This window comes from Pseudomonas sp. BJa3 (assembly GCF_026343815.1).
Lineage (GTDB): Bacteria > Pseudomonadota > Gammaproteobacteria > Pseudomonadales > Pseudomonadaceae > Aquipseudomonas > Aquipseudomonas soli.
Genome location: NZ_JAOXMC010000005.1, coordinates 39,539 through 53,917, shown reverse-complemented (window position 1 = coordinate 53,917; position 14,379 = coordinate 39,539). Strand labels below are relative to the sequence as shown.

16 protein-coding genes are annotated in these 14,379 nt (G+C 63.3%); 7 read left to right on the top strand and 9 right to left on the bottom strand.

The window, feature by feature from the left end; genetic code table 11:
* Positions 1-341: 341 nt before the first annotated feature.
* Positions 342-1,229, top strand: coding sequence for a hypothetical protein (locus OH705_RS07095; RefSeq protein ID WP_267301592.1), 888 nt, complete (start codon positions 342-344; stop codon positions 1,227-1,229).
* Positions 1,230-1,296: 67 nt separating this feature from the next.
* On the opposite strand, the gene OH705_RS07090 is transcribed toward OH705_RS07095, so the two are convergent.
* The gene (locus OH705_RS07090; protein ID WP_094011748.1) at positions 1,297-2,004 is read right to left on the bottom strand and encodes an SDR family NAD(P)-dependent oxidoreductase; all 708 of its coding nucleotides are present in this window, start codon (positions 2,002-2,004) and stop codon (positions 1,297-1,299) included.
* 76 nt (positions 2,005-2,080) lie between these two features.
* On the opposite strand from OH705_RS07090, the gene OH705_RS07085 reads away from it, so the two are divergent.
* The gene (locus OH705_RS07085; protein WP_267301590.1) at positions 2,081-3,037 is read left to right on the top strand and encodes an arsenic resistance protein; all 957 of its coding nucleotides are present in this window, start codon (positions 2,081-2,083) and stop codon (positions 3,035-3,037) included.
* Here the strand turns inward: OH705_RS07085 and OH705_RS07080 are convergent.
* Entirely contained in the window at positions 3,034-3,552 is a 519-nt protein-coding gene (locus tag OH705_RS07080; protein WP_267301588.1) for a histidine phosphatase family protein, read from the bottom strand. The genes OH705_RS07085 and OH705_RS07080 overlap by 4 nt on opposite strands.
* 64 nt (positions 3,553-3,616) lie before the next feature.
* The gene (gene metE, locus OH705_RS07075) at positions 3,617-5,920 is read right to left on the bottom strand and encodes a 5-methyltetrahydropteroyltriglutamate--homocysteine S-methyltransferase (protein ID WP_267301587.1); all 2,304 of its coding nucleotides are present in this window, start codon (positions 5,918-5,920) and stop codon (positions 3,617-3,619) included.
* Between the two features lie 238 nt (positions 5,921-6,158).
* Here metE and OH705_RS07070 point away from each other — a divergent pair, with 238 nt between their 5' ends.
* The 4 genes from OH705_RS07070 (at position 6,159) to OH705_RS07055 (ending at position 8,774) form a co-directional block, all read left to right on the top strand.
* On the top strand, positions 6,159-7,646 hold the full coding sequence (locus OH705_RS07070) for a methylenetetrahydrofolate reductase C-terminal domain-containing protein (RefSeq protein ID WP_267301585.1): 1,488 nt from the start codon (positions 6,159-6,161) through the stop codon (positions 7,644-7,646).
* Positions 7,647-7,737: 91 nt separating this feature from the next.
* Positions 7,738-7,977 (top strand): type II toxin-antitoxin system RelB/DinJ family antitoxin, encoded by a 240-nt coding sequence (locus OH705_RS07065; RefSeq protein ID WP_023629499.1) that lies wholly within the window; start codon positions 7,738-7,740, stop codon positions 7,975-7,977.
* On the top strand, positions 7,967-8,257 hold the full coding sequence (locus OH705_RS07060) for a type II toxin-antitoxin system RelE family toxin (protein ID WP_023629498.1): 291 nt from the start codon (positions 7,967-7,969) through the stop codon (positions 8,255-8,257). The genes OH705_RS07065 and OH705_RS07060 overlap by 11 nt, the downstream gene beginning before the upstream one ends.
* Before the next feature lie 235 nt (positions 8,258-8,492).
* Positions 8,493-8,774 (top strand): Phd-YefM, encoded by a 282-nt coding sequence (locus OH705_RS07055; protein WP_023629497.1) that lies wholly within the window; start codon positions 8,493-8,495, stop codon positions 8,772-8,774.
* Between the two features lie 26 nt (positions 8,775-8,800).
* Here the strand turns inward: OH705_RS07055 and OH705_RS07050 are convergent, their stop codons facing one another.
* From OH705_RS07050 to OH705_RS07030, 5 genes are all read right to left on the bottom strand, one after another.
* Positions 8,801-8,953, bottom strand: coding sequence for a hypothetical protein (locus OH705_RS07050; protein WP_158659585.1), 153 nt, complete (start codon positions 8,951-8,953; stop codon positions 8,801-8,803).
* 54 nt (positions 8,954-9,007) lie between these two features.
* The gene (locus OH705_RS07045) at positions 9,008-10,216 is read right to left on the bottom strand and encodes a PAS domain-containing sensor histidine kinase (RefSeq protein ID WP_052062227.1); all 1,209 of its coding nucleotides are present in this window, start codon (positions 10,214-10,216) and stop codon (positions 9,008-9,010) included.
* Positions 10,209-11,021: an alpha/beta fold hydrolase gene (locus OH705_RS07040; RefSeq protein ID WP_267301581.1), complete on the bottom strand. Its 813-nt coding sequence runs from the start codon at positions 11,019-11,021 to the stop codon at positions 10,209-10,211. Before OH705_RS07040 ends, OH705_RS07045 begins: the two co-directional genes overlap by 8 nt.
* 332 nt (positions 11,022-11,353) lie before the next feature.
* A complete protein-coding gene (locus OH705_RS07035; protein WP_267301580.1) occupies positions 11,354-11,839 on the bottom strand; it encodes a PIN domain-containing protein in 486 nt (161 codons plus the stop codon).
* Complete coding sequence (locus OH705_RS07030; RefSeq protein WP_267301579.1) at positions 11,820-12,887, bottom strand: helix-turn-helix domain-containing protein; 1,068 nt, start codon at positions 12,885-12,887, stop codon at positions 11,820-11,822. Before OH705_RS07030 ends, OH705_RS07035 begins: the two co-directional genes overlap by 20 nt.
* A 212-nt stretch (positions 12,888-13,099) precedes the next feature.
* Here OH705_RS07030 and OH705_RS07025 point away from each other — a divergent pair, with 212 nt between their 5' ends.
* Positions 13,100-13,696 (top strand): hypothetical protein, encoded by a 597-nt coding sequence (locus OH705_RS07025; protein WP_323873486.1) that lies wholly within the window; start codon positions 13,100-13,102, stop codon positions 13,694-13,696.
* Positions 13,697-13,840: 144 nt separating this feature from the next.
* On the opposite strand, the gene OH705_RS07020 is transcribed toward OH705_RS07025, so the two are convergent.
* The gene (locus OH705_RS07020) at positions 13,841-14,071 is read right to left on the bottom strand and encodes a hypothetical protein (protein WP_267301577.1); all 231 of its coding nucleotides are present in this window, start codon (positions 14,069-14,071) and stop codon (positions 13,841-13,843) included.
* Positions 14,072-14,379: the final 308 nt, after the last annotated feature.

Here is a 14,379-nt window from a genome sequence, read left to right as displayed (position 1 = left end):
CTGGCGATGGACCGCAGAAGCGGCCCCGAAGATCTGTTGCCCACCATGAACAATCGCCATCCAGAAGCACTAGTTGCAATTAATAGTGCAGCTCGAAAGAACTCATAAAATAAAAAAATATCTTCAAATGAGCACTTAAAGTCTCATCAACTTAACGGCTCACGATAAGCAGCTGCGCCATTAATTCGAATACGCTCACCAGCGCACACTACTTTCCGACTGTTACCAAAACGACACTTTGACACTTTCAAGGTGCCCTCTAGCCTATGTCAGGCACTCCATGAACTGCTTAAGTTCAAGTGCAATCGAACCTATAATTAAATCTGCTAAAGGGATTTGACATGCACGCTCCAGGAGCATTTCCATCGGAAAAAGAAAGCGCCCACGCCTGGCTGACGGAAACCAAGGCGAATGCAAAATCCACGGCGCTGCGCGGCAACATTTTCGCGCAGGACTATAACCGCCAACTGCTCACGGCGACTGGCCAATCCATGCGCAGCGGCGCGGATGCCATCAACCCCTTCTTCAGCCCGGCCAAGGGCACGGCGACCGGCAGCTATGCCAAGGATGCGGACGCCAATGTCAGCCCCGGCAGCGCACCAGTGAGCATCTACGAAGGCCTGCAGACGGCCATCGACATTGCCCGCCGACGCTCCGGCTACAACCCACTGGACCAGCCGACCGACCAAAAGCCAAAGTCCGCCGGTGACCGTGAGCACTTCATCGCCTTCACCCAGCAGATCGCGGAAATCCCCTTCCTTTCCCTGCTGGCAGCGCAAGTCACGCAGATCCAGCAAAAAAGCCATGACGCCAACGCGCTGGTCGACTCATTCGTCAAAGGCTTCATCGGCCTGAAGAACCAGGATGTCGAGCAGATCAAACAGTCCCTGAGCAGCCTGGTGAATGCGGCACTGTCCTACTCCGAGCAGACCGAGCGCCAGTCGAACTTCAACCAGAACATCCTGCAAACCGGCGACAGCGGCTCGGTAAACTTCATGCTGTACGCCAGCGAGTTCACCATCAAGGCATCCAGCCATAAGGGCACCATTACCTTCCAATCGTCGTACACCTTGTCCCAGGCGATCTACCAGCTGTCGGTGGAAAGCTGGAACAACGTCAAGGACGTGTTCTCCAAACAGCAGAAGACCGATACCCAGCAATGGCTCGGCGATACCACCACGCAAGTGCGCGAAGGCTCCAAACTGCGGGCGATCTGCCTGGTCAGCTGAGGCCCTTGCCCGGGCCCGACGGGTTCTCCTGTCGGGCCTTTTCAGCATCGGCGCGCGCCCTCGCAGCTCAAAAGCGCTCGTCGCGCAGCGCCGGCAAGGTGATGTCGCGCACATAGCTGGCCGAGGACAGGCTGAGCATCATCCGGCACACCTGCACCACATCGTGCAACGGTATCAGCGAGCCCTCGCCCCGTTGTTCGGCCTCGGCCAGCGGCACGTCCAGGCCATCCTCGGTGTTCAGGTAGCCCAGGTTCAGGCAACTCACCCCCAGGCCTTGCTCGCGAAAGCCTTCACGCAGGCTTTCGGCGATGCCGCGCAAGCCGAACTTGCTGGCACCAAAGGTCACCTCCGGGCGACCACTACCCGGCAGGCCGGAGGTGGAGCCGGTGAGGATGATTCGTGGTCGGGCACTCTGCAGCAGCAGCGGCAGCAGGCGCTTGATCAGCAGCAGCGGCGCGGTGATGTTGGTGTCGACCATGCGCTCGATCTGCCCTTCGTCATCCTCAAGAAAGCTGTAGTTCTCCTCGAAGGCCCGCGCCTCCCAGATGCCGACGTTGTACACCAGCACGTCCAGTCCAGCGTCGGACACCGCCTCCTGGATGATCGCTGCGGCCTGGCGCGGCTGGCCGAGGTCGGCCTCGATCCACTGCGCCGCGCCCGGCAACGCTGCCGGCCTGCTGCGCGACACACCTATCAGCGTATCGCCTTGCCCACCCAGGCCCTGCACCAGCGCCTGGCCCAATCCCTTGCTTGCACCGACCACTAGAATTCGCATCGAATCACTCCCTATGGACTGCGCCGGATAGTACCCTGCCTGCCCCAGTAATCCAGTCGGAAATGCCAGGCCGCCCGTGAACAGAGAGCAACTCGAGCAAAACCAGATCCCCCTTTACTTCGTCGCCGTGGCGCTGGCCGCCGTGCTCGGCCTGCTCGTACCCAGCGCCGCCGGGGCGCTCGAAGCGCTGGTGACTCCGGCCATCGCCGTGTTGATGTACGCGATGTTCCTGCAGATCCCCTTCCTCGACCTGCGCGCAGGGCTTGGCAACCGGCGCTTCATGGGCGCGCTGCTGCTGGCCAACTTCGTGCTGGTGCCGCTGCTGGTCTGGGCTGGAACCCGAGGGCTGGTCGAGCAACCCGCCGTGCTGGTCGGCGCCCTGCTGGTGCTGCTGACGCCGTGCATCGACTATGTGGTGGTGTTCACCCACCTCGGCAAGGGCGACGCGCGCCTGACCCTGGCCGCCACGCCCGTACTGTTGCTGGTGCAACTGGCGATGCTGCCGCTGTACCTGGCGTTGATGCTCGGCGGCGTCGGCCATGTGGAGATTTCCGTGGCGCCATTTGTCGAGGCCTTCGTGCTGCTGATCGCGCTGCCACTGCTGCTGGCCGTCGCCACCAGCGCCGGGGCGCGGCGCTCTGCAGTGGTTTCGAAGTGGAACGATGCCTGGGCCTGGCTGCCGGTGCCGGCCATGGCCCTGGTGCTGATCGCGGTGATCGGCTCGCAGATCGGCGTGGTCGCCAGCCGGCTGGACGATCTGCTGCCGGTGGTGCCGGTGTATGCCGGCTTCGCTGTGCTGGCGCCGCTGCTTGGGTGGTTTGTGGCGCGCCTGTTCAGGTTGTCCACAGGCGAGGCCCGGGCGGTGACCTTCAGCGCCGCCACGCGCAACTCGCTGGTGGTGCTGCCGTTGGCGTTGGCGCTGCCTGAGTCGATCCGGGCATTGGCAGCGGCGGCCGTGATTACCCAGACGCTGGTCGAGCTGGTCAGCGAGCTGGTCTACGTTCGCGTCGTGCCGGCGTTGGTGCGCCGCTAGGCCAGTCGCACCCGCCACTGACCGTAATGGCTGAACCGCACATTGGCCAGGGGCTGCACATCGATGCGGTGGAAGGATTGCACAGGCGCGCCCAGCGCATGCAGCATTGCGGCGCGGATGACGAAGGGGTGGGTGACGGCGATCCATTCGCCCTCGCCCAGGGCGCTGTCCATCCAGTGAGCAACACGCCCGCACAGGGCGGCCAGCGATTCGCCGCCGTGAGGTGTGGCATGGGGGTCACTCAGCCATGCCTGCAACGCGGCTTCATCCAGATGCTTGAGCAGCTGACCTTTCCAGGTGCCCAGGTCGCAATCGCGCAGCCCCTCATCAACCGTCGCCCTCAGGCCCTCGCCTGTTTGCCGGGCACGCAGCTCAGGTGCGCTGAGGTAGCGGACCGCCGGTTCAGGCACAAGCGAGGGCAATTCCAGCAAAGGCTCGCCATCCTGGGCGAAGCGCCCCACCCTTTGCGCCTCGGTGCGGGCGTGGCAGATCAGGGTGAGGTGGATGGGCTTCATGGCAGGGCTTCGGCAGGAATGTCCGGGCACTCTAGCCGAAGTCCGGGGAACATGCGCGATGAGGTCAGGCCGAAGCGCGCAACTCGCGGGCAGCGGCGACCATGTTCACCAACGCCGCCTCGGTTTCCGGCCAACCACGGGTCTTCAAGCCGCAATCCGGGTTCACCCACAACCGCTCGGCCGGAATCCGCTGGGCAGCCTTGCGCAGTAGCTTGACCATCTCTTCCCTGGCGGGCACCCGCGGTGAGTGGATGTCGTACACGCCCGGGCCGATCTCGTTCGGGTAAGCGAACTGCTCGAACGCCTCCAGCAGTTCCATGTCCGAACGCGAGGTCTCGATGGTGATCACATCCGCATCCATGGCAGCGATCGACTCGATCACATCGTTGAACTCGCTGTAGCACATGTGGGTGTGGATCTGCGTCTCGTCCCGCACACCCGAGGCACACAGGCGAAACGCCTCGGTGGCCCACTCCAGGTAGCGCGGCCAGGCGCTGCGGCGCAGCGGCAGGCCCTCGCGGAAAGCGGCTTCGTCGATCTGCACGATCTTGATGCCGGCGGCCTCCAGGTCCAACACCTCGTCACGCAGCGCCAGCGCCAGCTGCTGTGCCTGCACCTCGCGGCTCACGTCCTCGCGAGGGAACGACCACATCAGCATGGTCACCGGGCCGGTCAGCATGCCCTTCATCACCTTGCGGGTAAGGCCCTGGGCGTAGGTGATCCAGGCCACGGTCATCGCCTTCGGGCGACTCAGGTCACCGAAGATCACCGCCGGCTTCACGCAACGCGAACCGTAGCTCTGTACCCAGCCGAAACGGGTGAACATGTAGCCGTCCAGTTGCTCAGCGAAGTACTCGACCATGTCGTTGCGCTCGGCCTCGCCGTGCACCAGCACATCCAGACCGAGGTTTTCCTGGATCTCAACCGCATGGCGAATCTCGCTGTGCATGGCCTCGATATAGTCGGCCTCGGTCAGCGTGCCCTGCTTGAACGCCTGGCGCGCCAGGCGGATGGCCGCGGTCTGCGGGAACGAACCGATGGTGGTGGTCGGAAACGCCGGCAGGTTCAGCCCGGCGCGCTGCTTGGCGATGCGCTGCTCGAAAGCGGTGGCGCGCTGGCTGTCGGTTGGCTTGATCGCGGCGACACGGGCCTGCACCGCCGGCTTGTGAATCCGTGGCGAGGTGGCGCGGCTGTGCTGCACGGCGCGGCTCTGCGCCAGCGCCGCCAGCACCTCGTCGGCCTCGGGCTGGTTCAGTGCCTTGGCCAGCACCGCCACTTCCTGGCACTTCTGCACGGCGAACGCCAGCCAGCTTTTCAGCTCGTCATCGAGCTGGTCTTCACGGGCCAGGTCCACCGGGCTGTGCAGCAGCGAGCACGACGGCGCCACCCACAGGCGCTCGCCCAGGCGCTCATGGGCATGGCGCAGCACCTCCAGCGCCTTGTCCAGGTCGCAGCGCCAGACGTTGCGGCCGTTGACCACGCCCAGCGACAGCACCTTGTAGGCCGGCAGACGGTCGAGGATGGTCGGGTACTGGTCCGGGGCACGCACCAGGTCGATGTGCAGGCCATCGACCGGCAGGTTGGCGGCCAGGCCGAGGTTGTCTTCGAGACCGCCGAAGTAGGTGGCGATCAGTTTTTTCAGCGGGGCGCGCTGGAGGATGTTGTAGACCCGCTCGTAGGCGTTCTTCCAGTCCTGCGGCAGGTCGAGGGCGAGGATCGGCTCGTCGATCTGCACCCACTCCACGCCCTGCACCGCCAGGCGGTTGAAGATCTGGTCATACAGCGGCAGCAGGCGGTCGAGCAGGTCGAGCTTGTCGAAGTCGGCGCCCTTGGCCTTGCCCAGCCACAAATAGGTCAACGGGCCGATCACCACCGGCTTGACCGCATGGCCCAGGGCCCTGGCCTCCTCGACCTCCTCGAACAGCTGCTCCCAGCTCAGGGCGAATTGCTGGTCGGCGCTGAACTCGGGGACCAGGTAGTGGTAGTTGGTGTCGAACCACTTGGTCATCTCCTGGGCGTGGGCACCACCGCAGCAGCTGTCGCTTCGGTCCGTCGCCACGGCGCCTCGGGCCATGGCGAACAGGGTCTGCAGGGTCGGCTTGGCAGCGTCCTTGGCACGGAAGCGTTCGGGGATCACGCCAAAGGTCAGCGAGTGGGTCAGCACCTGGTCGTACCAGGCGAAGTCGCCGACCGGCAGCAGGTCGATGCCGGCGTCCTTCTGCACCTGCCAGTGGGCGGCACGCAGCTCACGGCCCACAGCGCGCAGGCCAGCTTCGTTCAGCTCGCCCTTCCAGAACGCTTCCTGGGCTTTCTTCAACTCACGGTCGCGGCCGATGCGTGGGAAACCCAGGTTGTGTGCCAGTGCCATGTCGTGGTCCCTCGATCTTCTTAAAATGAATGAGGGAGATTCTGGGCTGCGGTCTAATGTGAGACAAACTCATTAAATTTGAGATGAACTCAAAATTTTCTCATGGTGCCTTAGCCATGCCGTCGGCCCAGGCATCGCAAATGTCTCAATCAACATACTCCCCCGCGCAATCAGACATGCCCCAGCCGCCCACCTGTCGCACACTGCCATCCTGCCCCAACCCGGTAGCCCACACCCCATGAGCCTGTTGAAAACGACCCTTGACGCCCACGCCTTCGCCTGCATCCTGGAGTTCGTGCCCAAGCCCAGCGCCGAGCGTTTCGCCACCCTCGACACCCTCATGGCCCGCACCCAGCTGTGCGGCTGGCCGCTGACCGTGGCCATCGGCGACCGCGTCGGCAGCGCCCTGGACATGTCGCCGCTGGACGCCTTCAATAGCCTGGCCGAGCCCGTCCCCGCCCTGCTGCACTTCTCAGGCAAGGACCGCGAACGCCGCGAGCTGCTGGCGCAACTGCAGCGCATGGACGCCGCCGGCCTCGACCAACTGCTGCTGCTCACCGGCGACCGCCTGCCCGGCCACGTCCCGGGCGAGCGCCCGGTGCGCTACCTCGAATCCGTCGCCGCCCTGCAAATCGTCCGCCAGGCCCGCCCGCACTGGCTGCTGGCCGCCGCGCTCAACCCGTTCAAGTACCAGGAGGCCGAAGGCGGCGCGCAGTACAGCAAGGCTGAAAAGAAACTCGCCGCCGGAGCCGACCTGTTCATCCTGCAGCTCGGTTTCGATATCGATAAGCATCAGGAAGCCTTCGACTGGATGCAGCGCCAGCCCCGCCCCAAGCCGCTGATGGCCTGCATCATGGCGCTGACCGAGGGCCGTGCCGGGATGCTCGGGCATGTCGCCGGGGTGACCGTCACGCCGTCGATGCGCGCACTGCTGGCCGCCGAGGCAGCGGTTTCCAAGACTTACGCCAAGGAACGCGCCAACCAGCGCCTGGCCTTGCAGGTGATCGGCCTGAAATTGATGGGCTATGCAGGCGTGCACCTGTCCGGCATCCACGAGGTGGCGCAGTTCGAGGCACTTGAGCAGACCATCGAGGTGCTGCAACCGCAGTTCAGCTCACTGCAGGACTGGACCCCGGCCTGGGAAGCGGCCTGGCAGGCACCTGGCCTGACGCCGGTCACCTTCCATCCACCCGGGCACGCCTGGCGCCTCGGGCAGCGGCAGATCACCGCCTCCAACAAGGAAAAGGTTCGCTATCACCTGCTGTCGGCGATGCACCACCAGCTGTTCAGCCGCACCACCGTCTTGAGCAAGGCCTTCGGCTGGGCCGTGACCCGGCCGCTATGGGCCAGCCCCACGGCAGCGCAGTGGCTGCACCAGCTGGAACGGCGTATCAAACGGCCGATGGTGGGCTGCGATACCTGTGGCAGTTGCCGGCTGGAGGACACGCTGTATATCTGCCCCGAGACCTGCCCCAAGGGGCTGGCAAACGGGCCGTGCGGCGGCACCAGCCTGGATCGTTGCGAATTCGGCGATCGGGAATGCGTGCACAGCGCCAAGTATCGGCTGGCGTTGAGCGTGGGCAGGACCGAGGTGTTGCGTGAGCGGCTGATTCCCTGTGTGCAGGTGGAGAACCGGCAGCGTAGTTCGTGGCCGGGGTGGTTCGAAGGGGGCACCTCGAGATCGCCCTCCCTGCAGCCTGACGTCGCTCCGGAGTTCAACGAGTAACACGCTTGTCGGTAATCTCGTTACTACCCTTGCCCAACAAACTGCTTTGCCTCATTGTACAGACCAATGTCATTACAAAGAGGCTGCAAACATGGCGTCCATCAATGTACGTATCGACGACGACCTCAAGGTGCGCGCCTACCGTGAGCTGGAAAAGCTGGGTGTAACCCCCTCCGAGCTGATGCGCCAAGCGCTGCAATATGTTGCTGAGCGCGGGCAACTGCCTTTTAAACCCGTGTTACTGACCGAAGAGGACGAAGCACTGCTCGCCACGGTACGCGAACGCCTGGCCTCGCCGCAGAGGGTGAGGGTAACGCTGGATGACCTATAACCTCGATTTCGATGCGCGCGCACTCAAGGAATGGCAGAAGCTCGGCGACACCATTCGCCAACAGCTAAAGAAGAAGCTGGCAACCGTGTTGCTCAACCCGAGGGTCGAAGCGAACCGTCTGCACGGTTTCCCGGACTGCTACAAGATCAAGCTGCGCAGCAGCGGATATCGATTGGTCTATCAGGTCATCGATCATCAAATCGTGGTGTTTGTGGTCGCCGTGGATAAACGTGAGCGAGATCAGGTTTACCGCAAGGCGGCCGAACGATTGACCGAGTAAATCAAGCCTTCCAGAGGCGAAAGCGCTGGCGCTCTCAAGGACACTATGAAGGTGCTATGAGGGCGCGAGATACATCTCGCAAACGTCCCGATGAGGCCAAGCACTGCCCAAACCGGGACAATAGTCTGCAAGTCCACATAGCTGTCTTCACCATCCGTACCAGCTGTTTGTCATACGTACAGATATGCGCATTGATAAATGCAAATTGAGCGTATGTGACTCCGAGGAACTCCAAATGACCGGCCTACTGACCCGAGCTGAACAGGCAGTGTCCACCACCACCATGGCCCGGGAGTTTGGCGCACGCTTGAAACAAGTGACCAGCACAGACGCCACTCATCTGGTCATATTCAAGGACAACGAACCCGCTGCGGTCCTGATGGGCGTGCAAGCCTACCAGGCCATGCTGGACGAGCTCGCCGACCTGCGTGCCGAACGTCTCACCACCGAGCGCCTGCCCAGCCTCAATGATAAACACACCGTGAGCCTGGAGGAGATGGAGACTCGCTTCAGGTAGAAGCACATGATCTGGACTGTCAGGTTTCATCCCAACAGGAAGACAATCTTCTGTAACTTGGCCGCGCCGAAGCTCAGCGGGTCCTTAAAGTCGTACGCGAGCGCATCGCTCAAGGTGAACCCGATAAGCTCGGTGTGCTGGTGCTCTGTATTGGCGCCAGGCGCGATGACGAGGTGCATGCCGCTGCCAATCGCCGTATATGAGCCCTGCAAGAGCAGGAAGAACGTGGCAGATTACTGTTCCCGTCCATCAACGGCAGCAACAGTGCCAGGTAAAGCCCCCCTGGCCGGCAACCACACGGTGAAGGTAGTGCCATAGATCGCATCCGAACGCATGCCGATCCTGCCGCCATGCGCCTCGACAATCTGCTTGACGATGAACAAGCCCAGGCCCACCGAACGCAGCGGATCCTCGCGCTCGCTGCCTCGCGTCATCGGCTCGAACAGCGTCGGGATCACCGCTTCAGCAATGGCCGGCCCGTGATTGTGAACGCTCAAGGTCGCGCCTTCGTCCGTCAGGTCGGTGGTCACGGTGATCGGTAAGCCCGGGGCGCCATAGGCCACGCTGTTGGCGACCAGGTTGCCGAGCATCTGCTGCAAGCGGTCCTGGTCCACTTCGAAGGTGCCATGCCCGCGCGAATAATGGCGAATACCGGCCTGGGCGAAGGCCACCCTGAGCTCGCTCACGCACTGGTCCACCGCCTGGCGCAAATCGACCTGCTGACGCGTCACGCGGATGCCCTGCCCTAGCCTGATCGAGGCGAAGTCCAGCAGGTCGACGATCATCCGCTGCGCCCGGTCGGCGGCACTGCCGATGCTGCCCAGCAAGCGCCGGGCCCGGTCGCTGTCGGCATCGCGTTCGAGCAGTTCGGTCGCCATCTTGATGGCCGTCATCGGGTTCTTCAGGTCATGGCTGGCGACCGCGACCATCTGCTCGGCGAGGATGGCGCGGCGCTCGGCGTTTTCATAGGCAGCGGCAAGTTCGGCCTGTGCCCGTTGCAGGGCGGCCTCGGCGCTGACCTTCTGCGCCAGCAGCTCTTCGGCGCGCTGCATGGCCACCAGCGCCGCCCGTTCGTTGCGGTCCCGCTCGCCGGTGCCGAGCAGCGCCAGGTGGTAGCGCACCCCCTCGGCGGTTTCACGCCGCACCCCGTTGAGCAGCATGGCCAGCAGGTGCCCATCGCGATGGCGCAGTTCGAGCTTCACCTCCGACACCGAGCCCTGCAGGTTCATCAACGGCCCCCAGTGCGTGAGCTGGAACGCCCGCCCCGCAGCCGTCAGCAACTGATCGAAACTGCGCGCCTGCAACGCCGCCGGGTCATGTCCCAGCCACTGGCTGAAGGTCTGGTTGCAGCGCAGCACGGTGCCATCCGCGGCCATGACGACCAGCCCGCACGGCGCATGCTCGAACAACGACTCATCGAACAACAAGGCGGCGTCATTCATGGCCGAATCCATGCCCGGCGAAGAACGCATCCATCGCCGCCGCGCAGGCACCCGGGGCACTCAACTGCGGGTAATGGCCCATGTTGTCGATAAGGCTCAGCTGGCTGTCGGGGAGCACGCTGTGCAGGTACTCGCCTACGCCCACCGGCACCACCGGGTCGCCCGTGCATTGCACGATCAGCGTCGGTACCGGCAGGCCGCTGACCTCCTGGCGGTGATCGGAGAGGAAGATGACCCGGGCAAAGTGCCGGGCGATCTGCGCGTCGGTGCGGCAAAAACTGCTGGTCAGCTCCGCTTCCAGCAATGGTTGCCCGGGCGTGCCCATCAGCGTCGGGGCCATGGAACTGGACCAGCCGAGGTAGTTGTCATCGAGGGTGGTGAGCAGCGCCTGGATTTCATCCGGCGCAAAGCCACCGGAGTACCCCGCCGAATCGATGTAGCAGGGCGAGCCGCCGATCATCACCAGCCCGGCAAGCCGCCCGGGCCGCTGACGCTCGGCCAGCACGCCGATCATCGCGCTCACCGAGTGCCCGACCACGATCACCGGCCCCTCGGCATAAGCGTCGATCAGCTCGTTGAGGTCCGTGGCATAGCCCCAGAGCGACGCATATTTTTCCGCCGTGTAGGCCGCAAGGTCGGACTGACCGGCGCCAACCAGGTCGTAGCTGACCACGCGAAAGCGCGTGACCAGATGAGGCAGCAGGCAGCGCCACATCGACTGATCGCAGCCGAAGCCGTGAGACAGGATCAAGGTGGCACTGCCGTTCCCAGCGACGTGCACGTTGTTACGCTTTTGCAGGGTCATTACCTATCCCGATGTCGTGCAACGTTGTGCTGAGCAGTGCCGAGCGGTCCATGCTGCTGGTGAGAATAGTCGAGGCGTGGGGCGGGTGGCTTGGATTAGCCGGCGGGTTGGGGCGGCCAATGAAGCAGCAGTGCGCGGGGCTCGACGTCACGGGCGCACCGGGTGGATCGGGGTTGAACTGATGGACACCATACGCGATATGGGGAGATAGGGGGCAGATTATGCGGTAAATAGCCGGGCGAACAGCGAGTTCAGCATTAACGGCTCGGGAGCAGGATCGTGGAAGAGGACTTGCCCCACGATTGGGTCGACGAAAACCAACACGCGCGAGTCTATCGATAAAAATCATCCAGCCGTTGATGAGCAACTACCCATGGCAGGCGCCGCGCATTTGCCTGCATCCGCATGTAGGCATCATGGGCCTGATCAACAGTGATCACCCCCTCTCGAACAAGCTCCTCAACCACCCAGAGCGTCCCCTTCACCTCAACGTTTTCCAGCAACGCCGCTTTGCGCAGCGCCTCATCACCGGACAGCAGCGGGCATTTCTCCTGCCTGGCCAGCGCCAGGGCGAAGCAATCATTACGACTAGGCCCCCTGACCAGGCCAACCAATTCCACGGCGTAAAGCATGGTGGCAGCGTTGAGTTCAGCCAACTTGAGCCCTAGGCCCAGCAGATGCCCATGCTGGGCTTCGAGCTCATCGAAGTAGAGGATATCTGGCACAGTAAACTGGTAAGGCAGCGTGAAGAGTTGAGCCAGCAGCTCGCCCTCTTCAAGGTCGATCAGGATGTTGGCATCACTGATGAGCAGCTGCATCCAGTAACTCCAATTTACGCGCCTGGTGGAACTGATAGACCGTCATGCCCAGCAACTCCGCCGCCTTGGACTCACTGAGGATCCCCTCCCCCAAGGCGCGATAGACCAGTTGCTGGAACAACCGCGTGGTTTCCTGCCGATACGCCGGCCCTGGCTCCTGCTTGCGCCAGCCCTGTTTGACGAACACCATGAACAACCGCTCACGCACAGCCTGCGGGATGATCTCCAGGTCGCCAGCGCGATACAGGCAGCCCTGCATGCTGAGGCCAAATTCCGCCTTGAGCAGATACAACTCGCGCACCTCCAGCATGTGACGCTTGTTGCCCAGATGCTGCCGCATGGCGCTGGCCGGCACCAGCAATGCCGAGGCAAAACGGTTACAGGCCTTTTCCTCATCCAACCCCTCGGCCAACCGACCGTGCATCAGCAGGTGGCCGAGCTCGTGGGCCAGGGTGAAACGCTGCCGGTCCCCCGGCCAGTCGGCCGACACCACGATGACCGGCTGCCCCGCCACGCTGGCCTGCAGTCCATCGAATTTCGCCTGCGCATCGACCTGGGTGATGATCACCAGAATCCCATGCGTCTCCAGCACGTCGATCAAATCGGGAATCGGGCTAGACCCCAGCCCCCACAGCTGCCGCACCTGGTCTGCCAGGTTGTCGACCGCCTGTAACGAGTCCAACTGCGCAGGCAGCCCCGCCGGCGCGCTGAAGGCCTGCACGGGATAGTCCGGCCATAGGTTGATCAGCTCTTGCCAGCGCTCCGCCTGATCCAGCACATCGGCCTCGATGCGCTTGAGGATCGCCTTGGGCGTGCTGCAACGCTTGCGATATTCGCCCCCCGCCAGCTCGACCTTGGCCGGACGGAAGAAATACTCGGCGCGCACCGACAGCGCCTTGCACAAACGCACGAGCACGCCAGAACTGGGCATGCTCTGATCATGTTCGTACTTCTTGATCATGTTGGCGCTCACGCCCACCTGCTCACCTAGCGCCTGCATCGACAGGCCAGCAGCAGCGCGGGCACGTTTGAGCCGCTCGCCGATCATCGGCGGCCTCCCTCGGTTTACGAAAAATAGAAATTACAAAGAAATATAAACCTGATAACACTACCCGTCGAGGCTTGGGCGACGACCGTTCTAGCGAGGCCGTGCCAAGGACTGGGCCAGTCACACTCGCCCGCTGATTCATCTGCGTCTCAAAAGAATGTATAAAGCGTCAGCGCCCTGCGACCCCGACGTCCGCACAAGGAAACTCCTCCATGCTTCGGCTCACCATGCCGGCCCTGCTCCTGGCTGTAGCCGGCTGTGCCACCAAGCCTCCCGCCAACCCCGAGAACCTTTGCGAGATCTTCCGCGAGAAGCCGAAGTGGCACGAGGCGGCGTTGAAGATGCAGGCGCGCTGGGGCGCCCCGGTGCAGGTGCCGATGGCGATGATGTACCAGGAGTCGTCGTTCAAGCACGACGCCCTGCCGCCGCGCTATTACTTCCTCGGCTTCATCCCCTGGGGCCGGGTCAGCACCGCCTACGGCTACGCCCAGGCCAAGGACGAGACCTGGGCCGACTACAAGCGCGAAGCCGGCGGCTGGGGCGCCGCCCGCGACGACTTCGCCGACGCCCTCGACTTCATGGGCTGGTACATGCAGAAGAGCCAGCGGGTGAATGGCGTGTCCAAGTGGGACGCCTATGGCCAGTACCTGAATTACCACGAAGGCTGGGGCGGCTACCGCAACCGCAGCTACGACGCCAAGCCGTGGCTGAAGAACGTGTCGCAGAAGGTGCAGGCGCGGGCTGCGGTGTTTGGGGCGCAGTATCGGAGTTGTGAGCAGGAGCTGGCTCGGGGTGGGTGGTTCTGGTAGGCGCTGATTCGGGGGTGATGAAACACCGGGCGAACGATGCGTTGCCGACCAGGCACTCTCTTGCAAGACGCGATGGTTCAAGTGGAGTCCGCTCAGGGCACACACCGCAATAGGGCCGCAAAGCGGCCCCGATGATGTGCAGCATCAGCCTGTAGAAACACCCTCTTCTTTCATCACCTCCAGCTTGCCGAACTGCTCGCTGGCCAAACGGCTGATGATCCGGATCGCCTGGTGAATGCCCGCCGTGTTGCGGAAGCTTAGTTGCGGGTTGTGCTCGCACTCGAGCACCTCGTCATGCTGGACCAGCGCCTCGCCTAGCAGTTCGAGGGTCCAGACGTAGCTTTGGAGGGTGGATAGGCGTTCATGGTCAGTCATGGGGCACCTCGCGATTGGCGCGGTCGGCGAGGGACTGGCTGTCGATTGGGTAGAAGGTTGGGGATGGGGTGGCCGCACGGGTGGGGCGGCGGAGAGCGGATGCGAGGATCCTCAGTATCTTGGTGGTCATGCATGAGTTCCTTTCGTTGTGGAACTGCCACCGCTCGCGGCCAAGCAAGTTTAGGTGGCAGCAGTACGCGGGTTGGCCGACCGGGACGAAAGGGGCCCGGCACACCCGAAGGTGTCCCGCGCACCACCGCCATGACGCGACATCGCGGGCACAAAAAAAGCGCCTGCGATGAAGACTG